At 44.6% G+C, this 12625-nt stretch carries 10 protein-coding genes; 7 read left to right on the top strand and 3 right to left on the bottom strand.

Annotated features, from left to right (window positions below; all coding sequences use genetic code 11):
• Window positions 1-142: 142 nt before the first annotated feature.
• The 3 genes from BN93_RS14645 to BN93_RS14635 are packed head-to-tail and all read right to left on the bottom strand — an operon-like array spanning window position 143 to window position 5203.
• Window positions 143-1696, bottom strand: a complete 1554-nt coding sequence (locus BN93_RS14645; protein ID WP_019189052.1) for a type I restriction-modification system subunit M — start codon at window positions 1694-1696, stop codon at window positions 143-145.
• A 4-nt stretch (window positions 1697-1700) separates the two neighbouring features.
• A complete protein-coding gene (locus BN93_RS14640; protein ID WP_019189051.1) occupies window positions 1701-2348 on the bottom strand; it encodes a hypothetical protein in 648 nt (215 codons plus the stop codon).
• A gap of 11 nt (window positions 2349-2359) precedes the next feature.
• Window positions 2360-5203, bottom strand: coding sequence for a type I restriction endonuclease subunit R (locus BN93_RS14635; RefSeq protein WP_019189050.1), 2844 nt, complete (start codon window positions 5201-5203; stop codon window positions 2360-2362).
• A gap of 540 nt (window positions 5204-5743) precedes the next feature.
• On the opposite strand from BN93_RS14635, the gene BN93_RS14625 reads away from it, so the two are divergent.
• The 7 genes from BN93_RS14625 to fusA all read left to right on the top strand — a co-directional run.
• Window positions 5744-5932 (top strand): hypothetical protein, encoded by a 189-nt coding sequence (locus BN93_RS14625; RefSeq protein ID WP_009231182.1) that lies wholly within the window; start codon window positions 5744-5746, stop codon window positions 5930-5932.
• Between the two features lie 407 nt (window positions 5933-6339).
• The gene (locus tag BN93_RS14620; protein ID WP_019189047.1) at window positions 6340-6657 is read left to right on the top strand and encodes a helix-turn-helix domain-containing protein; all 318 of its coding nucleotides are present in this window, start codon (window positions 6340-6342) and stop codon (window positions 6655-6657) included.
• 3 nt (window positions 6658-6660) lie between these two features.
• Window positions 6661-7929 (top strand): type II toxin-antitoxin system HipA family toxin, encoded by a 1269-nt coding sequence (locus BN93_RS14615; protein ID WP_019189046.1) that lies wholly within the window; start codon window positions 6661-6663, stop codon window positions 7927-7929.
• 709 nt (window positions 7930-8638) lie between these two features.
• On the top strand, window positions 8639-9226 hold the full coding sequence (locus tag BN93_RS14610; RefSeq protein WP_044261006.1) for a porin family protein: 588 nt from the start codon (window positions 8639-8641) through the stop codon (window positions 9224-9226).
• Window positions 9227-10060: 834 nt separating this feature from the next.
• Window positions 10061-10444 carry a 30S ribosomal protein S12 gene (gene rpsL / locus BN93_RS14605; protein ID WP_009231178.1) on the top strand — a complete coding sequence of 128 codons (384 nt, stop codon included), beginning with the start codon at window positions 10061-10063 and terminating at the stop codon, window positions 10442-10444.
• A 322-nt stretch (window positions 10445-10766) separates the two neighbouring features.
• A complete protein-coding gene (gene rpsG / locus BN93_RS14600) occupies window positions 10767-11243 on the top strand; it encodes a 30S ribosomal protein S7 (RefSeq protein WP_009231177.1) in 477 nt (158 codons plus the stop codon).
• Window positions 11244-11268: 25 nt separating this feature from the next.
• The coding region (gene fusA, locus BN93_RS14595; RefSeq protein ID WP_044261004.1) for an elongation factor G at window positions 11269-12625 on the top strand (1357 nt) is incomplete at its 3' end.

Raw genomic sequence — 12625 nt, 5'->3', positions numbered from 1 at the left:
GAGGACTTTTTTATCTTTATTTTCTACCATGGTTGTTACTCTTTAATTATGTTGACATGTTGAGTTGTTGCAAAGTAGGGTATGTGTATCTTTTCTTTTTAGCACAACTGCTGTGTTGTTACGTTTTTTGCAATTTCTCATATTACACTATTCCCAATTCTTTCAGATACACCTCAATCTCCTTATCCAGTTCCGCGCGTTTGGTTTCCAATTCCTTGATTTCCGCCATTACAGCCTTGATGTCGATTGGCTCTTCCTCTTCGAAAGTATCAACGTAACGGGGAATGTTGAGGTTGTAGTCGTTTTCGGCTATTTCCTCCAAGGTAGCAAGATGGCTGTACTTTTCTATTTCCTTGCGGTCGCGGTAGGTGTCTACAATCTTTTGGATGTGCTGGGGGCGGAGTTTGTTCTGCGTCTTCACTTTCTCAAACTCCTTGCTGGCGTCGATGAAGAGAATGTTTTCGTCTTCTTTACGGCACTTTTTGAACACCAAGATACAGGTGGGTATGCTTGTGCCATAGAAGATATTGGCAGGCAATCCGATAATTGCATCAACATAGTTTTTCTTCTCTATGAGGAAACGGCGGATAACGCCCTCCGCATTTCCACGAAAGAGCACACCGTGAGGAGCAACGCAAGCCATTGTGCCACCCTCATTCAGATGGTAAATCATGTGGAGGATGAATGCATAATCGGCAGTTTTACGGGGAGCAAGTCGCCCTATTTTGCTGAAACGGTCGTCGTTGTTGAACTTCTCGGCAGCACTCCACTCTGCCGAGAACGGCGGGTTGGCAACAACCGCATCAAACTGAGTGTCGCCGAAGGCATCTGCTTCGAGCGTATCGCCATTCTCTATGCGGAAATTGCTGAACTTGATGCCGTGCAGCAACATGTTCATACGGGCAAGATTGTAGGTTGTGGGGTTTTTCTCCTGCCCAAAGATTTCGTTAGCATGGCCGATGTTTGCAGCGCGAAGCAAAAGTGAGCCACTGCCACAAGTAGGGTCGTAAACATTGCGAAGACGTGCGTGGCCCAGGGTTACAATGTCGGCCAAGATGTGGCTTACTTCTTGCGGAGTGTAAAACTCGCCTGCTTTTTTACCTGCACCAGCGGCAAACTGACTAATCATATATTCATAGGCATCGCCAAGAATGTCAATCTCTTGTGAGGCCTCCACACCAAAGTCTATATCATCAAGGGCAAGAAGCACGTTGCTTACTAATGTGTTTTTATCATCTGCCGTCTTGCCTAGTTTGGGTGAAGCGAGGTCGATGTCTGAAAAGAGTCCTCCAAAATCCTCTTCGCTATCTTGCCCAAGCGTGCTGTCCTCAATACGTTTCAACGACCGCTCAAGTATAGGCAGTATGTTTTCTTTCTTTTTAATGTTCTCAATGATGGACGAGAATAGGAAATGTGGCTCAATGAAGTAGCCGATATTCTCCAGGCATTCGGTTTTTACTTCTTGTTGTAGGGCTTCAATATCATCATCATTCTCCATTGCCCACAGTTCTTTAAACGTGACCTCATCATCAACCAATGCCTCATTGGCATGCTTCTCTAATTTCTCTGACAAATACTTGTAGAAAATAAAGCCAAGGGTGAAATACATGAAGTCGCTTGCAGACATGTTGCCACGCAACTTGTTTGCGACTTCCCAAAGCTGGTCACGGAGTTTTTGTTGTAATTCTTCGCTCATATCGTTATTTCCTTTCTATTTTCAATGTTTCACTAACAAAGACATTTTTATCGTCGTTGTCTGTTATATACTGATGGCAGTACATACCTTTCCTCTCATTTAGAGTTATAACGCTATTCCATAAGGAGGTTTGACTTATTGTATACCCAGGGTCTAAACAAAATACTTTCCTAATAACACCTTCTTGTTCTTCATAACCAACGGCAAGTATTGCATGAGCACCACCTCTAAATGTAATTGCAGTAACCAAAGGCAAGTTGTCGTCTATTGCTTTTTTAAGTTCCTCTACATACGAGGCTTGGTCTGAAAGAGAAGTCGCATATTGCCGAACAGACGACATAACCTCTTTTGCGAAAGAATGAGACAGCTTTTCTTTGATTTCTGAGAAATAGAAACCACCACGACATAACCCTTGTGTTACAAAAAACTCCTTGAAAAGCCTTCCCTTGGAAGTATTGCCTTTAAACGATGTATTCAAGTTTGTAACTTGATTACGAGTGAAGACCTTTAGTGCTATAAGATTCATCATCATTGAATAAACAGCGCAAGCTCCATCCATATCTCCTTGTTGTAGATGGACTGGTTGCCACTTACGGTTATACACACAGACTCCTAAAGCTGTTATATCTAAACCTCTTATAATATTTATCATTGTTGAATATATTATTCCCAGCTGAATGTTCGTATGATAGAATGCAACCTGTCCATGATACGTTTTAACGTATTGCGCCTTTTTACTAAGCCTAAATGCTTTTCTTTCAATGCCTGTTGTATAATTTCTGGTTGTTCTTTTTGCAAGTAATCGTATTCGGACAAGTAATGATTGAGAACCTTTACATCCAAGTCTTCGTCTTTTGCAAGTTCATCCACAGCGTCGTTTCGTTTGTTGGTGATGTAGTTGTTCAATCGCTCTTCAAGGTCGCTTGTGCCATCAGCCCGTTGTTTGCGTGCCATAAAGTTGTCGCGGTCGTCATCCACGTTCTGCTGTATAAAGTCGTCAATCAGTTTTGCCTTGCTACGTAACTCAGCATCTTTAATCATCGTGTCGATGATATGCGTACGTTTTTCTTGATAATCCTCACTATAAGGATTGAGGTCGGCAATCAGCTCAAGAATGTAGGTAACATTGATGATGTCGCTATGCAACAATTCCAGGCAGAAATCAATATCACCAATTACTGAGTCTGTTGAAGTTTCTGTGGGCTCTGCGTCTTCGTCGGGCGTTGAGTCTTTTCCCGAAGGTTTGCGTCCACCATCAACTGCATCGTAAATATCAAGGTATTTGCTTCGGAAGTCCATAAACTGTTGTTCGGACATGCCAAGGTCTGTTGCATCTTCTTCAAATTCATCGTAAATCTGAATTTCTGCATGTTTCTTAATAACATCGCGGAATGCAAGAATAAACTGCGTTTTGTCTCGTTCGCTCTGCAACAAATCTATGCTACTCGGCGTTGGGTATTGCTCCAAGAAACTTGTTGTAAGTTCTTGATAATTCTTCTTTACTTCATTAAAAGGTGGGCGAATAATATCTTCAAGATTGTTGCTGTTGCTGAAAAGCTTGATAGAAGCATCCACTTTGCTTTTCAAATCACGGAAACAGACAATCTTACCGAAACGTTTCTTTTCATTCAACACACGGTTGGTTCGACTGAATGCCTGCAACAAGCCGTGGTAGTCCATGTTCTTATCTACGTAGAGCGTATTGAGTTTCTTGCTGTCAAAACCTGTCAAGAACATACCAACTACCAAACAAAGGTCGAGCGACTTCATGTCTGCTTTCTTTTTCTTCATGCGAAGATTGATGTCATCATAATATGCACGGAAGTTTTCTGTAGTGAAACTTGTACCAAACATATCATTATAATCATCCATAATAGCTTGCAACTCGTCTGCTTCTCCAGTGCTGTCACTTACATAGCCACCCGTGTTCATGCCTGTAAGGGCGTCGTCCTGGCAACTATTGGCTGCATATGTAAACACAGCTCCAATTCTTATTTTAGGATTAAGGCTCTTAAACAGCTTATAATATCGTATAAGCATTGGTACAGACTGCACAGCAAACAATGCGTCAAACTCTCCGTCGAATGTCGACTTATTGAAATTATTAAGGATAAACTTGGCAATTTCGGTCATGCGGTTTTGGTCGGCATTGTCTACATCTGCATTGCCATGATAATATTCTACAAGGAAACCAAGCACATTTTCATCGGCAATGGCATCCTTTATGAGATACTTGTGAAGATTGTTGCCAAAGATTTCCTTTGTAGTATGCCCTTCCACCGCATTCTCTACGAAGATAGGCGTACCAGTAAACCCGAACATCTGTGTGTTGTCGAAGAACTTAACAATATTCTTGTGGCAATCTCCGAAATGGCTACGATGGCACTCGTCAAAAATCATTACGATGCGCGAATGGCGTATTTCTTCTATTCGACTGCTGTACCATTGCTTAGTAACAGCTGCATTGAGTTTTTGGATAGTGGTGATGATAATTTTGGAATTACTGTGAAGACGTTTCACAAGTTCGTCTGTATTATCGGTGCTGTCAACTGCACCTGGCTCAAAGGCTTCATACTCTGCTTGTGTCTGTGTGTCAAGGTCGTGGCGGTCAACCACAAACATTACCTTATCAATGTCGTGCAATTCAGCAACAAGCTGAGCTGCCTTAAATGAAGTAAGCGTTTTGCCAGCACCTGTTGTATGCCAAATATAGCCATTGTCATTGGAGTTTACAACACGGTCGAGAATTTTTTCAACCGCATAAAACTGATAAGGACGGAGCACCATTAGGCATTTGTCGCCCTCATGCAGTACGATATACTTGCCTATGATTTTACCCAAAGTGCACTTATCAAAGAAAGTGGTGGCAAACTTCTCCAAATCATTGAAAGGGATATTGGCAGCGTCTGTCCAATTGAATGTGAATTTGTACCCGCTGTTGGGATTATTGGCAAAATAGCGTGTGTTAACCCCATTGGAAATCACAAACAATTGAATATAGTCGAACAGTCCGTGGAAGGAAGTTTTATGATAACGTTGTATTTGGTTGTAGGCTTGTTTCAGCTCCACACCTCTTCGTTTTAACTCAATCTGCACCAAAGGCAAACCGTTTATCAGTATCGTTACGTCATAACGACATTTCTTTCTCCCCTCAACAGTAATTTGATTGGAAACCTGGAACTCGTTTTGACACCAGTGCGTGCGGTTCAGAAATTCCACCCACAGCCGTTCGCCGCTTTCCAATTCAAGTGGAAAGAGGTCACGAAGTTTCTTTGCTTTTTCAAAACGTGTGCCGCCTTCAAGATGAATAAGAATTTTTTCAAATTCAGATTCGGTGAACTCGGTACGTCCGAATTCTTCCAGCCTCTTTCGATTATGCTTTTCTAATTGAGTTTTGAAGTTGGCACGTAGGTTCTTTTCTTCTTCGATGTGCACATAGCCATAACTCATTTGCTGAAGAGTAGCAATAAGTCCGTTCTCAAGGGCAGCTTCACTTTGTACTGGCATGTTTTTGTTTTATTTTAGTTGTTCGTTGCAATAAGATTCTCTGCACGAACTATTTCATTTGCAAATCGTTTCACAGACACCTTGTTTCCACTGTTAGTACAGTCTTAATCCTATTTATCGCTGTTGTCTGTTGATCTTTTTTCGTTCGTTGCAGAATACGCAGGTACAAAGGTACGCTTCTAAGTTTATTATTCCAAACCGAATCTAAAAATGTTGTGTTCAAGGACCAAAAATAGTGGCGAGGGCTATGAACGCTCTACAACTCAAAGGCGACATTCTGCAACTTGTCAAGGGCGACATACTTGGGCGCATGGTACAGGATATGGAGATAAAGACTAAGAAAAGGGCATCAAAGAAATAGGCGATGGAAAAGCTGGACGTAGTGGCCTGTTTTGATTGGCTGGAAAAAGAAGAGAAGGTAGGTATGCTAGGACATGAAACCCTGCGGAGCTCTGACGTGTTCTCATTCGAGTTTGACGGTGACTTGCTGAAATGTTGTGCCGATATCTGCTTTGGCAGAGATTTACCAAGGTTGAGTATATGCAGAAAGACGTGATGGCGCAGCGAAAAACCGCCACCAAATATCTCGATAGAATAGTTGAGGCGGGATTACTCCGAAAGATGAAGTTCGGCTGTAGCGATTATTACATCAACATGACGTTGATGGATTTGTTTATCCTTCATCGTGTTGACGAAATCAACGACACCGTGAGTATTGAGTCTGTCTGAGAGTGAGATTATGTATCCTAGAATGGATTTTCAGGTACACATTGGTTTGGATATGTACCCAAAAACGCGAAAACGGGTACACGTTGGCTTGGATGTGTACCCAAGAACGGCATTTGGGGTACGTATAGTTCAGCTCATACGGCTCACGGTCTCCATAGTGCCTTACTGTCAGGCTGTGCAGAAATTTGTTAAACCCCAATCGGCTCATTCATTGAGAATAGGGTTGAATGCCCTAGACGGAGTATGCCTTATCTTTTCGCACTCCTTATTATATATAGGTGTCGCTTAGCTGTTTCTTAGGTGATAGTTCTTTGCTTATGTGAAGTAAAGGCATGCTATAAAACAAGCAACATAAAGTATTATTAGTTAAACATTATTTCGTATCTTTGTATCACAAAAGATACATTATGACGAAATTTACCAAATCGAACTGGATGACCAGGGGGTTGCAGGAGAAACTGAATGTTGTAGGTGAACAGTTTCGCCTAGCAAGACTTCGTAGAAATCTGACGATGGATCAGGTGGCGCAGCGGGCGCAATGCAGCCGGCTTACGCTGTCACGTTTGGAGAAAGGCTCGTCTGCTGTTTCTCTCGGCGTGGTGGCAAGGGTCCTGAACGCTCTGCAACTCGAAGACGACATCTTGAAGCTTGCCCAAGACGATATACTCGGACGAATGGTACAGGATATGGAGATAAAGACTAAGAAAAGGGCATCAAAGAAATAGGCAATGGAAAAGTTAGACGTAGTGGCCTGTTTTGATTGGCTGGAAAAAGAAGAGAAGGTTGGTACGCTGGGACACGAAACCCTGCGAGGCTCTGACGTGTTCTCATTTGAGTTTGACGGTGACTGGCTGAAACGTTATGCCGATATCTGCTTTGGCAGAGATTTGCAACCCTTTACCGGCATCCAATTCAGCCCAAGTAACAACCGCATCTTCGGTTGTTTCTCTGATACGTTGCCAGACAGGTGGGGACGACGGCTGATAGACCTACGCATGGCACAGGAACAAAGGGGAAAGGGCATGGGTAAACCCACCTTGTCTGACTGGGACTATCTCAAAGGTGTGGAAGATAGCCTCCGCATGGGTGGGTTCCGTTTCAAAGACCTTGCTAGTGGGGCCTATGTCAACGCCACATCAGGTTATGCCGTTCCCCCTGCCATTCATATTGACGAACTTTTGCAAGCGGCTGGGGAAATAGAAAAAAGCGAATACAAGCACATGGAGCCGAAAGAAAAGTGGGTTCAACGTATTTTTCAACCAGGTTCCTCAATGGGTGGAGCGCGCCCAAAGGCGTGTGTTGAAAGCGGAGGACATCTCTTCCTTGCCAAATTCCCATCGGTAAAGGACAAAATAAACGTATCCCGCTGGGAGCATTTCGCCCATCTGATGGCCAGAGAGTGTGGCATTAGTGTGGCACAGACGGAAGTCGTCAGGGCTGGTAATGGTCAGGACATATTGTTGTCGAAACGCTTTGACAGGACTGATGACAACCGAAGGGTTCACATGGCATCCTCTTTGACGCTGCTAGGTTTTACCGATGGTGACGGGGAGAAAACAGGTAAAGGGTATCTGGACATTGTAGACTTCATCGTTTCGAGCGGTGGCGGAAAAGTGGAGGCCAACTTGGAGGAACTTTACCGAAGAGTGGCCTTCAACATCTGCCTTGGCAATACCGACGACCATTTTAGAAACCACGCCTTCTTGCTTGCCAAGGGAGGGTGGGAACTTTCTCCTGCTTACGACATGAACCCGACCAACAGCCTCTACCAGGCATTGCTGATTGATAGTGATGCCAACGACAGTGACTTGAACAGGTTGTTTGAAACTCACGAAGGCTATCTGCTGGACGGGACGGCTGCAAGACGTATCATCGGCGACGTAACCCGAAACATGAGGTGTTGGAAAGCTATGGCGCAGGATGTCGGCCTGTTGAGGGGAGAAATCGCACACTTTGCAGACCGCTTTGAGAAAGGAATGAACTTTATATCACGGTAGGTAGGATTAGAGAGGTGTCGGACATGGGCACACTGGCACTTTAAGCAATGGGTTTTGGTTGCTAAACGCAGGTAATTGGGATTGGTGATAGCACGAGTAGGCAAACTGATAGAGGGGCTAAGTGGGGTTAAATGCAGGCGATGTTCTTAAAATTGGATTAATAAAGGGCGGTGGAAGATGGAAAGCATCGGCTAGATGCCTACTTCTAGTGCATTGCTTTCTCTAGAATGGGTTGGCGGCGTAAAATATTATTATGGGGCTAACTCTTTTGGTTTATGGGTATTGTGAGGTTGTGAGTTTGTTGGTTCTTGAGTTTGCGAGTCTGTGGGTCTGTGAGTTTATGAGGTTGTTGGTTCATAAGTTCATGGGTTAGTGAGTTTACTAATTTATGGGTAGTTAAGTTTGTAAGTCATTAACTTTATCTTTTCATACTCCTTTATATAGGAGTGTCGCTTAGTTGTTTCTTGTGTGATGTATCTTTGGTTATGTGCTGTAAAGTGCATACCTTTGCATCTGCCTTTTGTGTTCTTGTTTAGAGTAGGCGGCTTGGTACAGGAACATGTAGCTTTGGCTAACATCTAGTGCCTTTTGCATTCCTTTTACTTTGTGAACATGAAGGTGGATAAATAAATCAAAGTTAGCAAACAGGGACTTTTATCCCGAACTTGCATAGATGGAATGTAATACGTTTATAGTTTTATAATTAAGAATGAAGAAGATAGTCTTGATTTTAATGTTGGCAATTGTTTCTATGGGCATTGCCAACGCACAACATGAGGCGAAGTCGTTATCGTTGCAACCTAAAATAGGGTTGAATTTGTCGAAACTAACCAACCACTTCGATTCTGATTTTAAGCCGGGGATGGTTGTTGGACTTGAAACCGAGTGGCAATCGAAGGCCAAGTTTGGATGGTCTGTTGGTTTGCTTTACTCGCAACAAGGTACAAAATACGCTTTGGGCGAGTTTAAGTACACTTACAATTACAACTATATTAATGTGCCTGTGCTGGCTAACTTCTATGTGGCTAGAAACCTTGCGCTCAAAACAGGCTTGCAGTTTGGCTTTAATGTAAGCAATGGTTATACCATTGAGGGACCAGGCTCGAAAGAAAACCGCAACGACCCTGACGTTAAAGCTGTGGAGGCCTCGATACCCCTGGGAGTTTCGTACGAGTTTAATCAGTTTGTGGTAGAGGCTCGATACAACTTGGGGTTGACGTATGCCGTGCCGCGCACAAGGTTTAGTGCCTTCCAGTTTACACTTGGTTATCGGTTTGATGTGGTGAAGGGAAATTAAGGATAGCTAATGGTTTAGCTAGGGCAAGTGGAGTTAGGGCTGGTTTAGACAAGCCAAACTTGATGTTGCCATAACTTAGCCGTAAGTAAAATTCCTATCAGAGCATGCTGCCTGCAATGGCCAGCTTGTGGGCGATGATTTGTAACGCTTAACAGAAGGCGATTGTAGGCTGTATGTGTAACCCAAGGGTGCTAATGCGTTTTTGGCTTTCCGAAATATCCTTCTCTTTTGCACATTGTAACCGATGACTATGTGGGTAAAGGCTTTTGTGCGAGTTATAGAAAAGGACAACTATTATCTCTGTATATCCTCTTTATCTATTGTTGCATGTTCGTTTTGCAGGTGTTTTTATGGTTGTTTGGTGTTGGTTCGCCGGTAAATGTCCTAGCCGTGAGGTGTTAGTATTTGCTTGAAATGTTAGGTTGGAGTTAGACCAATTTTACCTATACGCCTCTCTTGCATGTTCTTACAGATTTTGCCATCTTTTGGATGTAGTTTGCGTTGTGTTTTTTGTTAGATTATGGAGAAGCAGCTGTCTTCGCCCAGTTGATGTTTAAACAAGGACGTTTTTGCTGATTTTATTGACTGAAAGCGTGCGAATGATGTGGGGCGGGATATGAGTTTAGGGGGCGTTCGCGTGGTGATGGGGACGTGCTGCGTGTTAATAATGTTTAAATAAATCAAAATATCATATTGTGAAAGGAAATGGAAGGGATGTATGTTAGGTAGTTAGGAGAATTGTTAGTAACTTTGCACCCCGAAAAGGCATATTGTGCCGTTTCTGTATTCGCTTGATAATAACGAAAATAACATATAAAATTAAAAAGTAAAATTATGCCTACTATTTCACAGCTAGTAAGAAAAGGCAGAAAGGTGCTTGTGGACAAGAGCAAGTCGCCTGCGTTGGACTCGTGTCCGCAACGCCGTGGCGTTTGTGTTCGTGTTTACACCACAACCCCTAAGAAGCCTAACTCGGCAATGCGTAAGGTTGCCCGTGTGCGTCTGACAAACCAAAAGGAGGTTAACTCTTACATTCCCGGAGAAGGCCACAACCTGCAAGAGCACAGCATCGTGCTTGTTCGTGGCGGTCGTGTAAAAGACCTCCCTGGTGTTCGTTACCACATTGTTCGCGGTACGCTTGATACCGCCGGTGTAGCCAACCGCACGCAGCGCCGTTCGAAGTATGGCGCAAAACGTCCTAAGGCCGCTAAGAAATAAGATGCGTGCCGCAATAAGTTTTTAAGTTCGTGAACTCATACGCCGGTAAGGCTTGCGGTAGCAAGGACTTCGGGGCTAGGCGAGAGGTGTTTGCCGGGGTTTGCAAACTTAAAAGCTTATTCAGAAAAAGACAAGTGAACAGAAACGTCGTGGTGCAGACGATAAAGGCACCAAGAAAGTATAAACCGTTTTGCTGGTGAATTGTTTGAGGCGGGTTTTGATAAGTTTTGTAACACGCCTAAAAGGTTGAGTAAACATCCGGGTGCGGAAGTTGAAGAACAAGTGACAACCCCATGCAGAATTATTTTTTTTCGAAACAAAAATGAGAAAAGCGAAACCAAAGAAACGCGTGATCCTTCCCGATCCCGTGTACAACGACCAAAAGGTCTCTAAGTTCGTTAATCACCTGATGTACGATGGTAAGAAGAACGCCTCGTACGAAATTTTCTACAACGCCCTTGATACCGTAAAGGCAAAGATGGAGAAGGAAGAGAAGTCGCCCCTCGAAATCTGGAAGACGGCCTTGGACAACATCACACCCCAAGTGGAGGTGAAGAGCCGCCGTATTGGTGGTGCCACGTTCCAAGTTCCTACCGAAATACGTGCAGAGCGCAAGGAAAGTATCTCGATGAAGAACATGATTTCTTACGCCCGCAAACGTGGCGGCAAGACCATGGCCGACAAATTGGCTGCCGAGATTATGGACGCCTTTAACAACCAAGGCGGCGCTTACAAGCGTAAAGAAGACATGCACCGCATGGCAGAGGCAAACCGCGCATTCGCACATTTCAGATTCTAATATATAAATAGGTATACAAAAGACAATGGCAAATCGCGATTTACATTTGACTCGTAACATCGGTATCATGGCTCACATTGATGCCGGTAAGACCACAACTTCTGAACGTATCCTTTTCTATACGGGTAAGACCCACAAGATAGGTGAGGTGCACGACGGTGCCGCCACGATGGACTGGATGGCCCAAGAGCAGGAGCGTGGTATAACCATTACTTCTGCCGCAACGACGTGTAACTGGAACTATGACGGGAAGTCGTTTAAGATTAACCTCATCGACACTCCGGGTCACGTTGACTTTACCGCCGAGGTGGAACGCTCGCTGCGCGTTCTCGACGGTGCTGTGGCTACCTATTCGGCTGCCGACGGCGTTCAGCCCCAATCGGAAACCGTATGGCGCCAAGCCGACAAGTATAACGTTCCACGTATTGGCTACGTGAACAAGATGGACCGTTCGGGTGCCGACTTCTTCGAAACGGTTCAGCAGATGAAGGACATTTTGGGCGCAAACCCTTGCCCCGTGCAGATACCTATCGGTGCCGAGGAAAACTTCAAAGGCGTTGTAGACCTTATCAAGATGAAGGCCATCCTGTGGCACGACGAGACGATGGGCGCCGAATACAGCATCGAGGACATTCCCGCCGACTTGCTTGACGAGGCCAAGGAATGGCACGACAAGATGGTGGAGAATGCCGCCAACTTCGACGATGCCCTGATGGAGAAGTACCTCGAAGGCGTGGAGCCTACGGAGGAAGAGCTGATAGCTGCAATCCGCAAGGCAACCATCGCAATGGAACTTACGCCTATGGTGTTGGGTTCCTCGTATAAGAATAAAGGTGTGCAACCCCTTTTGGATTATGTTTGCGCATTTTTGCCTTCGCCGCTAGATACGGTGGCCATCGTTGGCGTTAACCCCAACACCGACCAGGAGGAAGAGCGTAAGCCTAGCGAAGACGCACCCACTTCTGCGTTGGCGTTTAAGATTGCTACCGACCCCTTCATGGGCCGTTTGGTGTTCTTCCGCGTTTATTCGGGTAAGGTTCAGGCCGGTTCGTATGTTTACAATGCCCGTTCGGGTAAGAAAGAGCGTATCAGCCGCTTGTTCCAGATGAACTCTAACAAGGAAATCCCGATGGAGACGATCGACGCTGGTGATATTGGCGCAGGTGTAGGTTTCAAAGATATTCGCACAGGCGATACGCTTTGCGACGAGAACGCACCTATCGTGCTCGAATCGATGACCTTCCCCGATACGGTTATCTCAATTGCCGTAGAACCTAAGAGCCAGGCAGACATTGCCAAGCTTGACAACGGATTGGCTAAGCTGGCCGAAGAAGACCCCACGTTTACCGTTCGTACCGACGAGCAGAGTGGCCAGACCATTA

The sequence above is a fragment of the Prevotella conceptionensis 9403948 genome (genome assembly GCF_000312305.1).
GTDB classification, from domain to species: domain Bacteria; phylum Bacteroidota; class Bacteroidia; order Bacteroidales; family Bacteroidaceae; genus Prevotella; species Prevotella conceptionensis.
The sequence above is the reverse complement of the archived record's forward strand: the minus strand, read 5'-3'. Positions and strand labels throughout refer to the sequence as shown.